This is a genomic window from Archangium sp., from assembly GCF_057119385.1.
In genome coordinates this window covers 35,906-56,053 of sequence record NZ_DBNGVP010000029.1, presented here as the reverse complement: position 1 = coordinate 56,053, position 20,148 = coordinate 35,906, and the positions used below count along the sequence as shown (strand labels likewise).

Annotated in this window: 11 protein-coding genes; 3 read left to right on the top strand and 8 right to left on the bottom strand. The window is 70.5% G+C overall.

Annotated features, from left to right (window positions below):
* Positions 1-5: 5 nt before the first annotated feature.
* The 8 genes from AC16DP_RS08130 to AC16DP_RS08095 all read right to left on the bottom strand — a co-directional run bounded on the left by AC16DP_RS08130 (position 6) and on the right by AC16DP_RS08095 (position 17,021).
* A complete protein-coding gene (locus tag AC16DP_RS08130) occupies positions 6-5,303 on the bottom strand; it encodes a trifunctional serine/threonine-protein kinase/ATP-binding protein/sensor histidine kinase (protein WP_329730966.1) in 5,298 nt (1,765 codons plus the stop codon).
* A 108-nt stretch (positions 5,304-5,411) separates the two neighbouring features.
* Positions 5,412-6,893, bottom strand: coding sequence for a virulence factor family protein (locus AC16DP_RS08125; RefSeq protein ID WP_329730965.1), 1,482 nt, complete (start codon positions 6,891-6,893; stop codon positions 5,412-5,414).
* The gene (gene mprF / locus AC16DP_RS08120; RefSeq protein WP_329730964.1) at positions 6,890-9,436 is read right to left on the bottom strand and encodes a bifunctional lysylphosphatidylglycerol flippase/synthetase MprF; all 2,547 of its coding nucleotides are present in this window, start codon (positions 9,434-9,436) and stop codon (positions 6,890-6,892) included. The genes AC16DP_RS08125 and mprF overlap by 4 nt, the downstream gene beginning before the upstream one ends.
* A 21-nt stretch (positions 9,437-9,457) precedes the next feature.
* Positions 9,458-9,631: a DUF5670 family protein gene (locus tag AC16DP_RS08115; RefSeq protein WP_329730963.1), complete on the bottom strand. Its 174-nt coding sequence runs from the start codon at positions 9,629-9,631 to the stop codon at positions 9,458-9,460.
* 109 nt (positions 9,632-9,740) lie between these two features.
* A complete protein-coding gene (locus tag AC16DP_RS08110) occupies positions 9,741-10,529 on the bottom strand; it encodes an amino acid ABC transporter ATP-binding protein (RefSeq protein ID WP_329730962.1) in 789 nt (262 codons plus the stop codon).
* Positions 10,526-12,001 (bottom strand): ABC transporter substrate-binding protein/permease, encoded by a 1,476-nt coding sequence (locus AC16DP_RS08105; RefSeq protein ID WP_329730961.1) that lies wholly within the window; start codon positions 11,999-12,001, stop codon positions 10,526-10,528. Before AC16DP_RS08105 ends, AC16DP_RS08110 begins: the two co-directional genes overlap by 4 nt.
* Positions 12,002-12,139: 138 nt before the next feature.
* The gene (gene rnr, locus AC16DP_RS08100) at positions 12,140-15,493 is read right to left on the bottom strand and encodes a ribonuclease R (RefSeq protein WP_329730960.1); all 3,354 of its coding nucleotides are present in this window, start codon (positions 15,491-15,493) and stop codon (positions 12,140-12,142) included.
* 121 nt (positions 15,494-15,614) lie between these two features.
* The gene (locus tag AC16DP_RS08095; protein WP_329730959.1) at positions 15,615-17,021 is read right to left on the bottom strand and encodes a protease inhibitor I42 family protein; all 1,407 of its coding nucleotides are present in this window, start codon (positions 17,019-17,021) and stop codon (positions 15,615-15,617) included.
* A 236-nt stretch (positions 17,022-17,257) separates the two neighbouring features.
* Here AC16DP_RS08095 and AC16DP_RS08090 point away from each other — a divergent pair, with 236 nt between their 5' ends.
* The 3 genes from AC16DP_RS08090 to AC16DP_RS08080 all read left to right on the top strand — a co-directional run bounded on the left by AC16DP_RS08090 (position 17,258) and on the right by AC16DP_RS08080 (position 20,093).
* On the top strand, positions 17,258-18,484 hold the full coding sequence (locus tag AC16DP_RS08090) for a molybdopterin molybdotransferase MoeA (protein WP_329730958.1): 1,227 nt from the start codon (positions 17,258-17,260) through the stop codon (positions 18,482-18,484).
* A 66-nt stretch (positions 18,485-18,550) separates the two neighbouring features.
* Positions 18,551-19,228, top strand: coding sequence for a GTP cyclohydrolase II (gene ribA, locus AC16DP_RS08085; protein ID WP_329730957.1), 678 nt, complete (start codon positions 18,551-18,553; stop codon positions 19,226-19,228).
* Positions 19,229-19,289: 61 nt separating this feature from the next.
* Positions 19,290-20,093 (top strand): MBL fold metallo-hydrolase, encoded by an 804-nt coding sequence (locus tag AC16DP_RS08080; RefSeq protein WP_329730956.1) that lies wholly within the window; start codon positions 19,290-19,292, stop codon positions 20,091-20,093.
* The last annotated feature ends 55 nt before the right edge of the window (positions 20,094-20,148 follow it).

Genomic DNA, 20,148 nt, shown 5'->3' with positions numbered 1-20,148 from the left:
GCAACTCAGTCGAGTGCCTCCCCTCCCCCGTCGAGCGGCAGCTCGAGGATGGCGGTGGCGCCCTTGCCCAGCCCCTCGCTCTGCAAAGCAAGGCTCCCGCCCATGGCCCTCGCGCTCAGGGCGCTGGAGTGCAGGCCCAATCCACGGCCGCCCTCGCGCGTGGTGAAGCCCTGGGAGAACAGCCGCTCGCGGTTCTCCGGGGCGATGCCCACGCCATTGTCCACCACCGAGACGCGCGCCATGCGGTCCACGGCCTCGAGCCGCACGTGCACGTGGCGCTGCCCCTCGGGGAGCGTCTGCATGGCCTTCTTGGCGTTGCTGATGAGGTTGATGAGGATCTGCAGCACCTTGTGCTTGTCCAGACGCACCGGAGGCAACGCGGCGAGCTCCTGGGTGACGGTGACGCCATGGCGCCGGAGCGCGGGCATGAAGATGCGCAGGGCATCCTGGACGAGCTCCGAGAGCTCACACTCCTCGGTGAGGAGGGTGTTGCTGGCGTAGTTCTGTTGGATCTGCACGATGGCGCGGATGTGATCGATGTGCATGCCCATCGCCTCCATGCCCTCGCGCAGCGTGGACTGCTCGCGCAGCAGCTCGTCGGCGAGCACGGAGAGGTAGTCCAGCAGCTGCATGCCCTGGGGATGCCGGGAGAGGAAGTCCGCCAGCGCGTGACGGTGCTTGGCGAGCAGGGTGGTGGCCTGCTTCAACCGCCCCATGCGGGAGGCGTCCACCGTCTGGCGCAGCACCTGGTGGTTGATGACGGCGCTGGTGAGGACGTTGCCCACGTTGTGGAGCACGTTGGCGGCCACCTCGGCCATGCCGGCGGTGCGGGCCGTCTCCATCAACCGCGACTGGGCCTGCTTGAGCTCCCGGGTGCGCTCCTCCACGCGCTGCTCCAGCTCGTCGTTGGCGCGGCGCAGGGCGGTCTCGGCGCGCTGGACGTCGGCGTACAGCCGCGCGTTCTCCACGGAGATGGCGGCCTGTGAGGCCAGGTGGTCGAGCAGGGAGAGGCGGGCCGGCGTGAAGGCATCCGGGGCGAGCTCGTTCTCCAGGTACAGCACGCCACGGAACTCCTCGTGGCGCAGCAGCGGCAGGCAGAGCACCGAGCGGGCCCTGCCGCGCGCGAGCCAGGGATCGGCCGCGAACGGGTGCGGTTGGGAGGCATCGCCGATGAGCACGTGCTCCCGCGTCCGCTTGACGTAGGAGATGAGGGACCAGGGCAGGCGCGGCTCGTCCCCCTCCGCGGCGGAGTCCTCGGAGGTGGTCCCCGAGAGCGCCACGATCTGGAGCGCATCACCGCGCGGCAGCAACAGGGCGCCGCGCTGGGCACCGGCGTTCTCGATGGCGACGCGCAGCAGCGTGGTGGCCATCCGCTCGAGGACGATCTCCCCGGAGATGGCCTGCTGGGCCTTCACCAGGGCGAGGACATCGAGCTGCGTCGACGTCGTATCCGTGCCGGTGTCCTCTTCGCTCCCGGTGGAGGCCAGCAGGGGCCACTCGGCGTCCAGGTGTCTGACCTTCCCGTGGGCGCCCCAGCGCACGTAGGCCTCCCGGGCCTTGCGGGCGTAGGACTCGGCGAGGGTGGGAAGCTCGCGCTCCCGCCAGAAGCGGGCGGCCAGCTCACACGCCAGGGCCGCGTTCTGGACGAAGCCGTGCTCGCGGGCGGACTGGTGGGCCTGCTCGTAGGCACGGAGGGCCTCCCCCTCCTGCCCCGAGAGCCGCGCCAGTTCCGCCGAGACCAGACGCTCGAGGCAGCGGAACGTCGAGGGGCAATGCTCCGCCCACTCCGCGAGCTGCCGCTGGTGAGCGCGGATGGCCTCGAGGGCCTGTGGCCGCCGTCCGGGAGCCATGGACCCGTAGCAGGCGGCGAGGCTCAGCGCGCGGAAGAAGTGCAGCTCCAGGCTCGGGAGCAGACCCAGGCAGGCCCAGCGCAGCTCGAAGGACCTGTCCACGGCCTCGAGCGCCTCCGGGAACGCCCCGCGCAGGAAGCGGGACTGCGCCTGGGTGAGCCAGTACCAGCACTGCGTGGTGCTCTGGTTGGAGGGCAGCCCGGCCTCGAAGGCCGCCTCGTCGAACCCCTCCCCGCTCAGCGAGTCGGACGAGGGCGTGAGCCCGCGCAGCTGCTGCACGTAGCGCTGCGTGAAGTGGATGGTATCCCTCACACCCACGAAGCCCGCCTTGCTCACGAAGTCCAGACGGGCGATCGACTCCTGGTAGACCTCCTCCAGGGGGAACCCCAACGTGAGGCGGTTGGTGACGAGGTGACAGGAGGAGAAGCAGGCGATCTGGATGTCACTGGCCTGGAGCGCGTGCTGGAAGGCCTTCTGGGCCAGCTCGAGCGAGAGGGCGAGGGGCTCGGTCCAGCAGTTGGCCAGCTTCAGGGTGTGGAGCGCCTTGCCGCGAAGGGCGGCCAGGTCGTACCGCTCCACGAGCGCATGGGCGAGCTGGCAGAAGGCCTGGCCCTCCCGGTACTTCTTGAAGGTGTGGCCCACCATCACCCCGAACCAGGAGTATCCATGGACGGAGGCGGGGGTGTGGCCGTGGCGCAGACTCAGCGAGACCATCCGGCAGAGATGGAGGAGGAGCAGCGAGGGGCTCAGGAAGAACGCCGGCGCGAACAGGGCGCCGAGGACGTTCATCATCGCCTCCATGTCCGGATCATCCACCAGGGGCCGCTCGATGAGACTCGCGATGGGCCGATCCCCCAGCAGGGCCCACACTTCCGCGTTGGCCATCTCCACCTCCTCCCAGGCGGGGAAGGGCTGCATCGGCATGCCCATCCGCTCCAGGCACTCCAGCAGGCAGGTGACGGCCGTCAGGTGCTCATTGGCGATGAGGTGCAACTCACTCTTCAGCCGGCAGACGCCCGCCAGCTCCGGGAAGGTGCGTGCCCGGGGGAGGAGCTCGTCCACCAGCCGGCGGGCCTCGGCGGCGTTGCCGCTCATGAACTCGCAACCCGCCTGTCCCAGCCGGACCTCGAAGGCCAGCGCGGGCTCCAGCGCCCAGGGGTCCTCGGACAGGTGCTGGAAGGCCGCGGCGAAGTAGGCCGCGGCCGAGCGGAACGCGGTGGAGCTCCGCGCCTTCCGGCCCGCCTCGGCATTCAGTCGCGCGGCGCGGCGGCGCTCCTCGGGCTCGTGGATCAGCTCCGCCCCGGCGTTGAGCTGGCCCACCACGTCGAAGAGCTTCTCGTGCACCTGCTCCGGGGACAGGCTCGCCAGCATCAGCCGGCCGATGCGCAGGTGGACGGACTTGCGCTCCTCTTCGGGGATGAGCGCATGGGCCGCCTGCTGGATGCGATCATGGAGGAACCGGTACTGCTCCGGGCCGCCGCGCACCAGCAGGCCCTCCTGGAAGGCGGCCTCCAGGCTCCGCTCCACCGAGCCCGGCACGGACTGGTCGGAGAGGATGGCGAGCATTCCGGCGGAGAAGGTGTTCCCCACGCACGCCGCCAGCCGCAGCAGGTGCTGGGTCACCAGGGGGAGCTGGCGCAGCTTGCCCACCATGAAGCCGACGACGTTGTCCGAGTAGCCCCTGGCCCGGACGCCCTCCGCGTCCCAGCGCCACGAGCCCTGGGGCGTGCGCGCCAGCAGGCCATCCTGGTGGAGCGTCCGCATGAACTGCAGGATGAAGAAGGGGTTGCCCCCGGTCTTCTCGTGCACGAGCGCCGAGAGCGGTTGGACGAGCCCGCCGTCCGCCCCGGGCAGCGTATCGGCGACGAGCTGCTGGAGCTCCTCCATGCGCAGCGGCTCGAGCTGGAGCTCCGCGAGCTGCGCGCCGGCCTTGCGAAGCTCCTCCAACAGGCACACCAGCGGGTGCGAGGGGCTGACCTCGTTGTCGCGGTAGGCCCCGATGAGCAGCAGCGGCGGCGTCTCCGGGTGCGTGAGCAGGTGTTTGATGAGCCGCAGGCTGGCCCCATCCGCCCACTGGAGATCATCCAGGAAGAGGACCAGCGGGTGCTCCAGGGTGGCGAACACGCCGAGGAACGCGCGGAACACCCGGTGGAAGCGGTGCTGCGCCTCGGAGGCGGGGACCTCCAGCACCGCCGGCTGTCTGCCCGCGATGAGCTCGAGCTGGGGCACCACGTCCACCAGGAGCTGGCCTTCCCTCCCCCAGGCCTCCTGGAGGCGCTCGCGCCACGCCTCCAGCTCCGCGTCGGTGCCCGACAGCAGTTGCTGCGTCAGACCGCGGATGGCCTGCGCCAGGGTGGCGTAGGGGATGTCCTGCTGGAATTGATCGAACTTCCCGCTCAGGAAGAAGCCGCGCCGTTGCACCACCGGCTTGTGCAGCTCGTGCACCACCGAGGACTTGCCGATACCGGAGTAGCCACGCACCAGCATGAGCTCGGACCGGCCGCCCCGGGCCACCCGCTCGAAGCCCTGGAGCAGGGCCGCGGCGTGCGAGGCCCGCCCGTAGAGCCGCTGCGGAAGCTGGAAGCGGCTGGGGAAGTCGTGCACCCCGAGCGGGAAGTCCCCGTGCTCGCCCCGGAGCAGGCCCTCCTGGCACCGCTCGAGGTCGGCCTTCAGTCCGTCGGCGCTCTGGTAGCGCTCCTCGGCGACCTTGGCCAGCAGCTTCATCACGATGGCGGACAGCGCCGGAGGCAGGCCCGGGATACGCTCCAGCGGAGACGGGGGCACCAGGGCGAGATGAGCGTGGAACCACTCGAGCGCATCCCGCCCGTGGAAGGGACGGCTGCCCGTGAGCAGCTCGTAGAGCGTGACGCCCAGGGAATAGAAGTCGGTGCGGTAGTCCACCGAGCGGTTCATGCGCCCCGTCTGCTCCGGGGACATGTAGGCCAGCGTGCCCTCGAGCAGGGGGGCGGGAGAGGCCTCCACGTGCTCGACGAGGTGGAGGGTGGCGGTGCCGAAGTCGAGCAGGCACGCCGTCCCGGTGGGCGTGAGGATGATGTTGGAGGGCTTGATGTCCTTGTGGATGACGCCGCGGCGGTGCATCTCCGCCAGGGTCGAGGCCAGGGAGAGGGCCAGCTTCAGGACGCGGGCGGGCTCGAGCGGCGTGCCGGTGAGCTCGGACAGGGCGGTGCCTTCCAGGGGCTCCAGGAGGAGCACCGGACGCTCGTGGATGCGTTCACACGCGTGGGGACGGGTGACGCCTCCCACGTCCCGCAGACGCTGGAGGATGGAGAACTCCCGCTGGTAGCGCTCGCTCTCGCGGGCGCCCGGGCAGGAGACCCTGGGCGTCTTGAGGATGAGCGGCAGCCCATCCGCGTCGCGCACCGCATGGAACAGCAGATTCGACCCGGTGGCCTTGATGGCCCCACGGAGCGTGTAGCCGCGAATGTGCAACATGCGTGGAAGAGCCCCCCGGCCCGGCCCCGAGAGTCTGCTCCCGGGGCCTCCCGCGAGGATACCGAAGAGCGATGGGGCGAAGGAACACCCCGCCCCCCTCGCGCCCCGTCACGGGGGACCGCTGCCACCGTGCGCCGGGACGTCGAGCGCCTGGAGGATGAGCCGCGCGATGCCGGTGTAGTCCCCGTTGAGGTGGTGTCCGCCCGCGAGCATCACCGGGTGCGCGCCGGGCACTTGGGACAGGTCCGGACACAGGCTGTCCCCCTCCTCCGCTCCGTAGAGGCAGAGCACCGGCATGCCGCCCAGGGACTGGATGTCCGGCAGGACGGGATGGGTAGCGCCGCGCGCTCCGCCGAAGATGTCCGTCACGTGCACCTCGAACCCGGCCTCCTTCCCGGGAGCGATGAGGGCCAGCGCCCTCACCCGCTCGCGCAGGTCCGGGGGCAACCCCACGGCGATGGCCGGCACCACGTCCGCTCCGCGCGAATAGCCCACCAACACCACGCGCCGCAGGCCCCACTCGGCCAGGTAATGACGCAGCGCGCGAGCCACGTCCGCCGAGGTCTCCTCGGGGGTGCGGCGCTTCCAGAAGTAGCGCAGCGAGTTCAGCCCCACCAGGGGGATGCCTTGCGCCACCAGGGACGCGGACACCTGCTGGTCCATGCTCGCCCAGCCGCCATCGCCCGAGACGAAGAGCGCCAGCGTGTCGCCCTCCGGCTTCGCGGCGGGCATCTCCACCAGGGGCAGGTCCCCCACCTCCTCCGGAGAGACGAGCCGCTGCTCGGACGCGAGCGGGACGGCCGCCGAGTCGTAGGCGGACAGCAGCGGGCCCTTCCATGACGCCACGGCCGCGTGGCGAGGATCGGAACCGGGCACCCCCTCCACCCGCGCGGTCTTCAGCTTCCGGGTGAGCTCCCGCGCGGTTCGCCAGGTGTGGGCGGGAGCATCCCCGGCCACCAGCACCACCCAGGGCTCGGACAGGTTCTCCACCGGGTGCACCGAGCGCGTGCCCGGACAGAAGGCCGCGGAGGCCAACCGCTCCGGGCCGAGGCCCACGCTCACCGCGCCCCGGAACGTGCCCGGCGGCGACTGCTCGAGTGCCACGAACGCGAGGGCCGCTCCCGGTCCGTCCCCGACCAGGACGGGATGGAGGTACTCGGGCAGCTTCGCATGCCGCTGGTAGCCCTGGCTGAGCACCTCCAGGTCTCCCGCGGGGTACGCGCAACGTCTCCCCTTCTCCACCGAGCGCAGGTACGTGTTCGCGTCCACCCCCAGCACCAGGGCGCCGTGCTCCGCCAGCACCGAGGCCAGCTCCGCCCCCCGTCCCCGGTCCGCGGGCCCGTCCGCCAGCAGCAGCGCCACGGTGGTGGGCGCGCCGGACGGCGGATGAACCACCGTGAGGTGCCCGAACCGCCCGCCCACCCGCAGCACCTCGGTGCGCGCATGGAGCGGCGGAGACGACGGGGATGTGGGCGAAGTCCAGCTGGAGGGTGCCGGCCCCGAGGCCTCCCGGGGTTGCGTCAGGAGCACCGCACCCACCACCGCCACGAGCACCAGCCCCACCGCCCCTCCCGCGAGACGCTTGCTCATCGCACCACCACGCCACCGAGTCCTCGCGACACCAGCGAGGCGACTCCCGTGAGCACGCCCGGCAGCGCCAGCCCACCGGGAGACGCCAGGTAGCGCGGCGTCCAGACGGGATGGAACTTGTCCTTGTACTGGCGCAGCCCCTGGAAGTTGTAGAAGTGCTCGCCGTGCCGGAAGAGGAGCGCGCCCAACCGGTTCCACACGGGCGCGAGGCTGCGCTGCTCGAAGCCGCTGAAGGGCGCCATGCCCAGGTTGAAGCGGCGGAAGCCCTGCTCGCGCCCCCACCGCATGAGCGAGGCGAAGAGGAAGTCCATCACCCCATGCGGGCTGCCCGGCTGGTAGCGCATGAGGTCCACGCTCAGCTCCTCCTTCACCTCGGGAGCCCACATGTTGGCGAAGCCCACCAGCGTCCCGTCATGGCGGACGACCGCCAGCGGCCCTTCCGCCAGGTAGCGCGGCGCGAAGGAGCCCAGGCTGAAGCCCTTCTCGCGCGTGTGCTTCTCCTCCAGCCATGCATCCGAGATGGCCCTCAGCTGGGGCATCAACTCCGGCACCGCCTGGGGAGGCAGCACCTCGAAGGCGTAGCCCTCGCGCTCCAGCTTGCGCACGCTGTGGCGCAGGCCCCGGCGCTCCGGTCCCTCCAGGCTGAAGTCCGCGAGCGGCACCGTGGCCTCCTCGCCCAGCTTCAGCAGCGTCAGCCCCAGGTCCAGGTAGCGCGGCAGGGCGCCGGGACCCACCTGGTAGAAACACGCCCAGCCGTGGTGCCGATCCGCCAGCTCGAGGAAACGCCACGCCAGCTCCGTGGCCTCCTCGGGAGGGCCCACGGGATCTCCCATGCACACCCAGCTGCGGCCGGACACGCCGTACATGAGGAAGGCCGTGCCCGACTCGTTGAACAACAGCGGCTTGTCGCCCACCAGGGCCAGGTACGCCATGGACTCGGGCGAGTGCGTCACCAGGGGGCGCACCCGCGTCAGCTCCTCGGGGGTGGGCGGATGCGTGCGGGCTCCGGCCGGCTTCAGCAGCATGCCCATGCCGGACACCAGCACCAGCCCCAGCACGCCCACCGTGGCGCGCAGGAAGCGCGGCGCATCCCCGCCGAAGGTGAACTGCCACCACAGCTCCTGGCTGTAGGCGACGTGCCGGTACGAGAAGAAGCCCAACCAGATGGAGACGCCCACCACCGCCACCGTGGCCAGGAGCCATGCCGGGCTGAAGGCCTCGGCGAGGAGCGAGGTGTGCCGGTAGAACTGCCGGTGGAAGGGCGCCAGCGCCGTCGCCAGCACCAGCAACAGCGCCGCCTCCTCGTAGTCCACGCCCTTCACCACGGAGAACACCGCGCCGGCCACCAGCAGCACCTGCGTCAGCACATACGCCCCGTCCAGCCGCCGCTGGAGTCCACGCGCCAGCAGCAGCAGCGAGATGCCGGCCAGGCTGCCCAGGAAGTGCGACACCTCCAGCAGCGGCAGCGGCACCAGGTGGCGCAGCACGGTCAACCGCTCGGACACGGTGGGCGTGGCGCCGGAGAAGAGCAGCACCGCGCCCGCGACGAAGGCTCCCGCGGACGCCACCCACGGCACCACCGGGGAGAACGAGGTGTGCACCACCTTCGCCAACCGCGTCAGGTGCTGGCGGCGCTGGAGCAGCTCGTTGCCCGCGAGCATCAGCGCCGCCACGGAGAAGGGCACCAGGTAATAGACGACGCGGTAGACCAGCAGCACGCCCACGAGGTGCGCCGAGGACACGTGGGGAGACAGGGTGGCCAGCATCACCGTCTCGAAGACCCCGAGGCCCGCGGGCACCTGACTGGCGATGCCCGCCAACTGGGCGAGCGCGAAGAGCGCGGTGATGGACGGCAGGGACACGCCGGAGCCGGGCGGCAGCAACACCCACAGCACCGACGCCGCCAGCATCCAGTCCGCGCACGACACGGCGAGCTGCCCCAGTGCACGCTGGACCGTGGGAAACGACAGCTCCAGCCCTCGGATGCGCAGCGGCTTGCGGACGAGCGCGCACGCCACGAAATAGCCCACGAGCAGCGCCCACAACCCCGCCCCCAGCGCATGCGCCAGTCCCGGCGACAGCGGCAGCACGCCACCGCCTCCCTCCACCAGCAGCGAGGTCCCCGTCACCGCCGCCAGCCCCACCCAGAAGGTGAGCGCGTTGAACGCGGCCACCTGGGCCACGTCCAGCGCGGTGAGCCCCCAGGCGGAGTACAGCCGGAAGCGCACCGAGCCGCCGCTGAGGAAGGACATGCCGAGGTTGTGCCCGAACGCGTAGCCGACGAAGGAGGTGAAGCCCACGCGCGCATACGGGATCTTCCGCTTCACGTGGCCCATCGCCAGCACGTCATACAGCGTGAGGGCGAAGTAGTTGACCGCCGTGAGGGCCAGGGCCAGCAGGATGTGGCCGGTGGAAATGGACGCGAGCCCCACCGCCACGTCGCCGCGATGGAAGTGCGACAGCTCGCGGTGCAGGACGTAGCCCGCGGCCCCCAGCAGGACGAGCGGGAGCACTCCGAGGAGGAGCCGTTTCAGCCTCTGCATCCCAGCGCTCCGGAGGAACCGCTAGGTGGGATGGCCGGGCCGGCGAGCGCGCGACACGAGGCTGATGAGGCCCAGCACCACCGCCGCGATGAGCACCAGGTGGATGGCCGCTCCCGCGACCTTGAAGATCACTCCGGCCACAAACCAGACGACGAACAACGCGAACGCGATCCAGGCGAGGCTCTTCAATTCCATGGATGCCTCCTGTCTCGGAAGGTGGGGACCCGCTCCCCGAGTGGAAGCACGGAAGCCCCAACCCGCTCCCAGGGCATTCGGAGCGTCCTCCGCCCGGCCGCCCGCCGGGTCAGGCGTGCTCGTCCGCTCGCAGGTGCAGGACCTTGCGGAGGAACTCCCGGGTCCGGGGCTGGGAGGGTTGGGTGAAGATGACCGAGGGGGGCCCCTGCTCCAGGATGGCGCCCGCCTCCATGACGAGCACCCGGTGGGCCACGGCTCGCGCGAACTCCATCTCGTGGGTGACCACCACCATGGTCATGCCCTCGCGGGCCAGGTCCTGCATCACCTGGAGCACCTCGTCGGCCAGTTCCGGATCCAACGCGGAGGTGGGCTCGTCGAAGAGCATCACCTCCGGATCCATGGCGAGCGCCCGGGCGATGGCCACCCGCTGCTGCTGGCCTCCCGAGAGCCGGGCGGGATACTCGTCCTTCCGGTCGAGCAGCCCCACGCGCTCGAGCAGCCGCAGGCCCCGCTCCTCCGCCTGGGCGCGCGACAGGCCCTTCACCCGCATGGGGGCCTCGATGATGTTGCCCAGGGCCGTCATGTGGGGGAACAGGTTGAAGCGCTGGAAGACCATCCCGATATGGGCCCGCTGGCGATCCACCTCGGGCTCGGGCCGGGGCAACAGCCGTCCGTCCTTCTCCCGCATTCCCAGCAGCTCGCCGCGCAGCCAGATGCGGCCCTGTGTGGGCGTCTCCAGGTGGTTCAGACACCGCAGCAGCGTGGACTTGCCACAGCCGCTCGGCCCGATGACGACGACGGCCTCACCGGCGGCCACCTCCAGGTCGATGCCCCGGAGCACCTCGCGCTCGCCGAAGGACTTGCGCAAGCCTTCCACGCGGAGGATGGGCCCACTCATGTGCCTCGCGCCTCCAGCCGGTGTTCCAACCGCCGGGCCAGCTCCGACAACGCCACGACGATGATCAGATAGCCGAGCGCCGCCCAGCCATACACCTCCGGGCGCAGCCAGGTGCCCGCGAGCTGCTTCGTCTCGTAGAGCAGCTCCGGCAGGGCGATGACCATGACCAGGGATGTGTCCTTGGAGAGCGCCGCCAGCTCGTTGACGAGGGGCGGGATGAGGCGGCGGAACGTCTGCGGGAGGATGACCCGGCGCATGGCCAGCTCGTGGCTCATTCCCAGGGCCCGCGCCGCCTCCATCTGTCCCTTGTCGATGGACTCGATGGCGGCCCGGAAGATCTCCGCGATGTAGGCCGCGGCGTTGAGGGACAGCGCGGTGAGCCCGGCGGCCATGGGTCCCAGCCGGACGCCCAGCATCAACGGCAGCGCGAAGAAGATGAAGAGCAGTTGCAGCAGCAGCGGTGTGCCGCGGAACAGGGTGATGTAGACCGTGGCCACGCCGCGAATCTCCGTCCGGCGGGAGATGCGAGCCAGCGCCACGACCAGCCCCAGGGCGAGGCCGAGCACTCCCGAGCCGAACGTGAGCTGGAGCGTCACCCCGAGTCCCCGGAGCACCCGGGGCAGCACCACCTCGCGGGAGAACGTCCAGAAGCCCGCCGGCTTCACGGCCTGCCCCAGCTCGCCACCGAACCATTGCTCCGACAGCTGCTTCAGCTCCCCACTGCGCTGGAACTCCTCGAAGGCGCGGCGGAGGGCGGCGGTGAGCCGCGGCTCGTGCTTGTTGATGGCGATGCCGATGGGCTCCGGCTCGAGCGCCTGGCCGGTGATGACGAAGTGGTCATCCCGTTGGGAGAAGAACCGGCCCACGGGCTCGTCGATGACGATGACATCGGCCTGGCCCGACTTCACGGCGGCGAAGCACTCGGTGGCGCCGGGAAAGGCACGGATCTCCTGGACGGCGATGCCGCGTTGCACGAGCTGCTGCACCCACCGCTGCGAGGTGGTGTTGGTCTGCACGGCCACGCGCTGGCCCGCGAGCTGCTCCTCGGTGCGGATGAGCCGGCCCCGCGTGGTGACGAAGACCTGGGACATGCGCGCGTACTCGACGAAGTCGACCTGCTGCTGGCGCGCGGGGGTGATGTTCATCGACGAGACGATGATGTCGTAACGGCCCGAGGTGAGCCCGGCGAGGATGCCGTCCCAATCCATGACGATGAACTGCGCGGTGACGCCGAGCCGGCGCGCGAGCTCCCGGGCGAGGTCGACGTCGAAGCCCACGGGCTTTCCGTTCTCCAGGTACTCCATGGGGGGGTAGGTGGCGTCGATGGCCACCCGCAGCACCCCCGAGGCCTGGATTCGGGCCAGGGCATCCGCGGGCTCGGCCGGACTCGCCTGGGGCACCGCTCCCGAGGCGGGGCCCACCAGGAGGACCGCCAGCAGGAGACAGGCTGTCACGAGACCCGAGCGTTTCATGGCGAGCGAGGCTCCACCTTCGGGCAAACCCCGAGCGCCGGCCATCGCCCGGCGGTGGGGCGTGTCCTCGGCTGAACCTGGAAGCGGCGCGCCCTGTCCGGTGCGTGGCAGTGCGACGCACCGGAGCATCGGCCGCGGTTACCGCTTCTTCGCCTGGCGAGAAGGAGCGGGCTTCTTCGCGCCGCCCTTCGCCTTCGCCGCCCCCGTGGAGCGGGCCTTCGCGGCGGGGGCCCGAGCCGTCTTCTTCGCGGCGGGAGCCTTCTTCGCGGCGGCCGGGCGCGCCGTCTTCTTCGCGGCGGCCTTCTTCACGGCGGGAGCCTTCTTCGCTGCGGCCGGACGCGCCGTCTTCTTCGCGGCGGGAGCCTTCTTCGCGGCAGCGGCCTTCTTCACCGCGGGAGCCTTCTTCGCGGCCGCGGCCTTCTTCACCGCGGGACGCGCAGCGGTCTTCTTCGTGGCTCCAGCGGCGGCCCGCTTCGCACGCGCGGGCGTCTCCTCGGCGGCCGCGGCGGCCTTCTTGCGCCGCGTGGGAGGCACGGCCTGGACGGGCTCGGCGCGGACCGGCGCTCCCTGTGCGGCGAGGGCACGGATGCGATCCGCGACCGTCGGCACCGGGGCGGCGGCCTGCTCCTGTGCCTCGGGACGCCGCTCCTCGGGACGAGGCGCCACGGCTGGAGTCTCCACCGCTTCGGCGGCCCGCTGAGCCGCCTCGGCCTCACGCTTCCGCAGGGCCTCGGCATCGGCCATGGAGAGCTCGGCCCGCCCGGGGGGACGGCCCCTCCGCTCTTCCCGGGCCCGCTCGCGCCCGGCACGGTTGGCCTTCTTGCGATCCTGCCAGGCCTGCTGCTTCTGCGCCTCGCGCTCCTCCCTGCCGGTCTCCTGGACGGCCGAGATGGCGCGGCCGGCGACCTCGAGGGCGTCGAACTCGATGCGCCGCAGGGCCAGGTTCACGTTGACGAGCCGCACCCGGGCCTTCTGTCCCACGCGGACGCGGAAGCCGCCCGGCAGCGTGAAGGAGTGCAGGTTCTTGTCGAAGCGGGTGCCCAAGCCGAGCGAGTCGGCGCGGACGAGCCCCTCCACGTGCACCTCGTCGAGCTCCACGAAGAAGCCGAACTCGACGAGCCCGGCCACGGTGGCGTCGAACTCCTCGCCCAGGCGGTCCTTCATCATCAGGGCCGCGTAGTAGGAGACGACCTCGCGCTCCACCTGCATGGCGGCGCGCTCGCGCTCGGAGCTCTGCGAGGACATGTCCTCCAGCCGCTGCTCCTCGCGCTCGAGCTGTGCGGGCGAGCGCTCCTGTCCATTGCGGGCCCAGTGCGCCTTGAGCAGCCGGTGGACGAGCAGGTCCGGGTAGCGGCGGATGGGCGAGGTGAAGTGCAGGTAGTACTCGGCGGCCAGGCCGTAGTGGCCGACGTCGGAGGCCGTGTAGACGGCCTGCATCATCGAGCGCAGCAGGAGCTGGTTGAGAGCGCGCTCCTCGGGGTGGCCCTGCAGCTGGGCCATGAAGGCATTGAGCTGCTGGGGGGTGATCTCCTCGGCCTGGAGGCGGAAGCCGTAGGCCTGGGCGAGCTGGGCGAAGGTGGCCAGCTTCTCCTCGTCGGGCTCACCGTGGTAGCGGTAGACGCTGGGCAGGCCCAGGTCGGCGAAGAACTTCGCCACCGCCTCGTTGGCGGCGAGCATGCACTCCTCGATGAGCCGGTGGCTGTCCTTGCGCTCGCGCTTCTCCATGCGGGCGGGCATGCCGTCCTCGCCCATCATCACCTTGTGCTCGGGGAGGTTGAAGTCGATGGCGCCGCGCTCCTTGCGCATGCGCATCAACACCCGGGCCAGCTCCATGAGCCGCTCGAACTGGGGCTTGAAGGCGTTGCGGTGGGGGACGTCCTTGCCGTCCAGCACGTCCTGCACCTCGTTGTAGGTGCAGCGGGCGTGGCTGCGCATGACGCCCGGGTAGATCTCACTGGAGACGAGGTGCCCGCGCGCATCCAGCACCATGTCGGCCACCATGCACAGCCGGTCCTCGTCGGGACGCAGCGAGCAGATGCCGTTGCTGAGGCGCTCGGGGAGCATGGGCAGCACGCGGTCCGGCAGGTAGACGGAGGTGGCGCGGCGCAGGGCCTCGGCGTCGAGCGCGGTGCCCTCGCGCACGTAGTGCGTCACGTCGGCGATGGCCACCACGAGCCGGAAGCCCTGGGGATGGGGCTCGGTGTAGACGGCGTCGTCGAAGTCGCGGGCGTCCTCGCCGTCGATGGTGACGAGCGCCATCTGCCGCAGGTCGCGGCGGTTCTCCCCCCGGGCCTCCTCCTCGCTCACCGCCGGGTGGATGCGGTCCGCCTCGTCCATGACCTCGGGAGGGAACTCGTCGGAGAAGCCCTGCGAGTAGGCGATGGAGAGCACCTCGTTGCTCGGATCTCCCGGCTTGCCGATGGAACCGGCGACCTCGCCGAAGAGCCCCTCGCCCGGCTCCAGCAGCTCCGCGCCGATGCCGAGCCGGACCTTCACGACGTCCCCGTCCCGCGCCATCTGGGTGGGCGGGACGCGGATGTTGCCCTGCGTCTGGAGGTTCTTGTCGTAGGGGATGACGAAGGCCTGGCGCTTGCCCTGCTCCACGTAGGTGCCCACGGCGAGCTGCCGGGTGCGGCCCACCACCTGCAGCAGACGGCCCTCCATGCGTCCGGGACGGCCCCAGGCCTCGACGATCACCCGGTCATTGTCGAGTGCCCGCGCGGCCTCCTGCGGCGGCAGGAAGATGTTGTCGCCCTCGCCCGAGCTGGGGTGGACGAAGCCGTAGCCATCGCGGTGCACGTGGAGGATGCCCTCGAGGGTGGCGGTCTCCTGCCCCTCGCTCCGGTCACGCCCTCCCCTGCCCGGCCGGCGCTCCTGCTCGAAACGGCCGCCGCGCTTGCCGGGCCCGCCGCGCTCGTCCCGGGCGAACCGGCCCCGGGGCTCGAAACGGCCCGGCTTCTCGGAGCGTCCACCGCCGGGACCGGGCCGCTGCTGCTGGCCGTAGCCGCCGCGCTGGGGACCGGGGCCCCCCCGAGGCTCGACACGGCCGCGCGACGGAGGACCACCCCGCTCGTCCCGGGCGAAGCGGCCCCGGGGCTCGGGTCCCCGCTGCTCCGAGGGACCGCGCGACGGAGGCCCGCCGCGCTCGTCCCGGGCGAAGCGGTTGCGGGGCTCCATGCGGCCCTCGCGCACGAAGCGGCCCCGAGGCTCGGGCGAACCCTCCCGCGAGAAACGTCCCTTCGGGGCGAAGCGCGGATCGGGCTCGGAGCGGACGTCCTCCCGGGGGCCACTGGGGGCTGGCCGCTCGCCGCGCAGGCGGAAGCGCTTGCCCTCCTTGAGCAGCTCGCCGCTGCGCACCAGGTCCCGCAGGGTGCGCTTGAGCTGGGTCTGCTGCCCGGGGTGGAGATGGGTGAGCTTCAACAGCTCCTTGATGCCGAGCGGTTGCTTGGACTCGGCCAGGTGTCGCTTCACGTCACGAGGAAGATCGGTCACGAGAGGTCCCGAATCAGGAAGCCCAGCGGGCGGCCCTGAAAAAAGTAAGCCCGGCGGGTCCCACTGGGGACCCCCGGGCGAAAGGACGATGACGCGTGGAGGGGCAGTGCCAGACGGGCCCTCAGGGCTTGACGTTCACGGTGAGCTTGAACGAGCGCTCCACCTGACCGGGATTGAAGGCCTTGGCGAGGAAGAACTCGACGTCCGAGGTGCCCGGGTTGCGAGGGGTGAAGAAGAACTCGCGGGTGGCGGGCCCATCGGAACCGGGCTCGAAGTTGGCCTCACGCAGGCCCACGCGCTTGGCCGCCGTGGGCTCGATGGCCCAGGTGAAGCCCGGCTGCTCCTGGAGGCGCACGGTGAAGGCGTGGTTGAGCCTCACGTCGACGGAGGTCGACTGCTCGCCCTCCACGTGGACGGAGTCCAACCCCTCGCGGGAGATGGGCCGGATGTCCGAGGGACGCGGCTCCACGTTCTCCACGTCGATGCGGCCACCCCAGCCGGAGGACTTGTCCACCACGCCGGTGACGGACAGGGTATGGCCCAGGTACTTGCGCAGCCCCTTGGCGCCCTTGCCCTCGAGGATGTACGACACCTGCTGGCGGGTGCCGCCGTTGGACACCACCAGCACGAACTCGTCGCCGGTCATCTCCAGGTTGCCGCGCAGCGCGGCGAAACCCTTCATGCCCGCGCCCATGCCGGCGGAGATCACCTGGGAGACCTCGCCCGGGGACAGGTAGCGCAGCCGGACCTCGGTCTCCACGGGCTCCGGGGTGGGCTCCTCCACCTCGGGCTTCTTGGCGGAGAACTTCCGCACGTCCACCGTGCCGCCGTAGTTGGTGGTCTTCTTGATGAGTCCGCTGACGGACACCTTGTGGTCCAGGTAGGCCGGCAGCACCTCCTGATCCGGCCCCTGGAGGATGAAGGTCAGCTCGCGCTTGTCGCGGCCCACCACCACCAGGTTGGGCAGCCCGTCGATCACCGTCAGGCGGCCCTTGAGGCTGCCCTCGCCCACCACGCCACGGCCGGCGCCGGCGGTGAGCAGCTGCTCCAGGTCTCGCTTGTTGAGCGGCTCGGCCAGGGGCGGCAGCCTGGTGGCGCGCGGACGCGGCTTCTCGACGGCCGGCGGCGCCGCCACGGCTTCGCGGCCCTTGCCCTTGGGCTCCTTCTCCTTGCCCTTGGTGGGCGCGGCGGCTTCCTTCTCCTTCGCCTTGGGCGCGGGCTCCTTCTCCTTCGCCTTCGCCTTGGGCGCGACGACTTCCTTCACCTTGGCGGCCGCCTTCACGGCGGCTTCCTTCACCTTGGTGGCTGCCTTCGCGGCGGTCTTCTTCGCGGCGGCGGCGGGTGCGGCCTTCTTTTCCGCTGGAGCCTTCTTCTCCTGCTGCTTCGCGTTACCGGCGGCCTTCGTCACCAACTTCGCGGCGGCCTTGGCCACGCTCTTGGAGGCGGTCTTCAGCACACCCGGTTTCGTCGACTTGACCTTCTTCGCAGCGGGAGTCGCCTTCTTGGCCCCGGACCTGGGCTTGGCCATCGACGCTGTCTCCTTGAATTCCCGTGTCTTTTCAACGGGTTGGCACATCGGCCCCCGCCCGGACGCGGGCCATGCGATCACCAGCGCTTGTAACGATGATCAGGGGGCCTGTCAAACAAAGTCTTGAATTTCCTAGGGACTTTGATTCCAAAAACAGCCAATCGCTACACGTCTGTTTCGCCCACCCGGGGCAAAGTGGATCAGCCCTGGGAGATCACCCCGAGGAGGCCCGACCCATGAAGGAAGATGCCGCGCTGCTGCCCGTGGAGGAGGCCCGAGCCCGCACGCTCGCCCTGCTCTCCCCGCTGCCCCCCGAGTGGGTGCGAATGGAGGAGGCGCTGGGGCGCGCCCTGGCCGAGGACGTGCGCGCCCAACGGACCCTGCCGCCCTGGGACAACTCGGCCATGGATGGGTTCGCGGTGCGCAGCGCCGATCTCTCGGCCCCCCTGCCCGTCCGCCTCCAGGTGAAGGAGACGATCTACGCCGGCCAGACGCCGCGGCGGGAGGTGCAGCCGGGCACCTGCGCGCGGATCATGACGGGGGCCCCGCTGCCGCCAGGCGCGGACGCGGTGGTGATGCGCGAGCGGACGCAGCTGGCCCCCGGGGGTGAAGCCGTGGACATCCTCGAGGCGGTGGGGCCGGGCCACTTCGTGCGTCCGAGGGGCGAGGACGCGCGGGAGGGCGAGGTGCTGCTGCCCCGGGGCACGCCGCTGGGGATTCCGGAGCTGGGGCTGCTGGTGGGCCAGGGGATGTTGACGGCGCCGGTGCCACGCCGGCCGCGGGTGGCCATCCTCTCCACCGGGGACGAGCTGTGCCGGGCGGACGCACCCGCCGAGGGCCGCATCGTGGACGCCAACGCCCCGGCGCTCTCGCTGGCGGTGCTGCGCGCGGGCGGCGTGCCCTCGGTGCTGGGCATCGCCCGGGACACGCTGGAGGACACGTCTCAGCACCTGGCGGCGGCCCAGGGGTACGACCTGGTGCTGACGAGCGCGGGCATGTCCGTGGGCGAGCACGACTTCGTGCGCGAGGCCCTGGAGAAGCTGGGGGTGGAGCGGGACTTCTGGCGCGTGGCCATCAAGCCGGGCAAGCCGCTGGCGGTGGGCCGCAAGGGAGGCACCGTCTACATCGGCCTGCCGGGCAATCCCACCTCCTCGCTCGTCACCTTTGAGCTCTTCGTCCGCCCCGCGCTGCGCCGGATGCTGGGGCACGCGGACGTGGAGCCGCCACGGGTGTCCGGCCGCCTGGACGGTGAGCTGCGCAAGCCCGAGGGGCTGGCCCACTACGTCCGGGTGACGTCTACCTGGCGGGACGGCGAGCTATGGGTGAAGCCCCTGTCCACCCAGACGTCGGGGGCACTGCGGTCCGCGGCCTCGGCCACCCACCTGCTCCACTTCACGAGGGGGTCCAGTAGGCTGGCTACTGGTGACAGGGTGGAATTGCTTCCTCTGTCCTGGGGGGCATGAGGAACGAACTTCAACGGTTCGCATCCAACTTGTGCCACCAGATGTTGTGCGGGAGAAAGGGTCATCATGTCCGAGTCGCGTCCACCTCAGGTTCTTCCGACCCGCAAGAGCACTTCCCTGCTGGAGAAGTTCTCCGAAGCGGATGTGCCCACCGGCCGAGGCGTGCTGCGCACGGTCGTCTTCCGCGAGAAGCGCAATGGGCGGGAGCACGTGGCGCTGGTGGTGGGCGAGGTGCAGGGCCTGGAGGGCGTGCCCGTCCGGGTGCACTCCGAGTGCCTGACGAGCGAGGTGTTCGGCAGCCTGAAGTGCGACTGCCGGGAGCAGTTGGATCGGGCGCTGGACTTCGTCACGCAGAACGGGTGTGGGGTGGTGCTCTACCTGCGGCAGGAGGGCCGGGGGATTGGCCTGGGGAACAAGATCAAGGCCTACGCCCTGCAGGCCGAGGGCCTGGACACCTACGAGGCCAACCGTCAACTGGGTTTCCCGGACGATCTGCGCAGCTACGACATCGCGGCGGAGATGTTGAGGCTGCTCGGGGTGAGGTCGGTGGACCTGATCACCAACAATCCCCTGAAAATTGCAGGCCTGGTGGAAGAGGGAATTCCCGTACGACGACGCATTCCCTCGCGTACGGAGCATAATCCGCATAACGTCGGCTACCTGAGGACGAAGCGCGAGCGGACGGGGCACCTGATTGAGCTCTTCGCCGAGGACGACGACGACACGGAAGCGAAGGTTGGCTGAGAACGAACGAGAGGGAACGCCCGCCGAGGCGCGCGTCCCGTTCCATGTACGTTTCTGGGGAGTGCGCGGCTCGATCCCTGCACCGGGGCCGAAGACGCAGCGCTACGGGGGCAATACGCCCTGCGTGGAGATGCGCTGCGGAGACGAGCTGCTCATCTTCGACCTGGGAACGGGCGTGCGCGTGCTGGGGCAGGAGTTGCTGGCGGCGGGTGGACCCACGCGAGCCTCGATCTTCCTCTCGCACTACCACTACGATCACCTGCAGGGGCTGCCGTTCTTCACGCCCATCTTCATCCCGAAGTTCGCCTTCACGGTGTATGGGGCGCCGCGAGGCAACCATTCGGTGAAGGAGGTGCTGTCGGGACAGATGGTGCAGCCCTATTTCCCGGTGACGGCCGAGGACACCTTCAAGGCGCAGCTGACGTACAAGAACCTGGAAGCGGGCCAGCAGTTGGAGATAGGGCCGGCGCGGGTGCGGACGTTGGACCTGAACCATCCGGGAGGCAATCTGGGCTACCGGGTGGAGTGCGATGGCCGCTCGGTGGTGTACGCGACGGACGTGGAGCACGGCTGCGAGAAGGACAAGGACCTCGTGGAGTTCGCGAGGGACGCGGACATGCTCATCATCGACGCGATGTACACCGAGGCGGAGTACCGGGGCCTCAAGGGTGCGGCGAAGATAGGCTGGGGCCACTCGACGTGGGAGTCGGCGGTGGAGACGGCCAACGCGGCGAACGTGAAGCAGCTGGTGCTGTTCCACCACGAGTGGCGCGACGACGCGGAGATGGACCGGTTCGTCGAGGAGGTGCGCAAGCACCGTCCGGAGACGATCGCCGCCGTGGAGCTGGAGATCCTGAAGCTCTAGCGAAGCCTGAAGCCGAGGCTGCTGAAGCCCAGGCAGCTGAAGCCCAGGCTGTAGT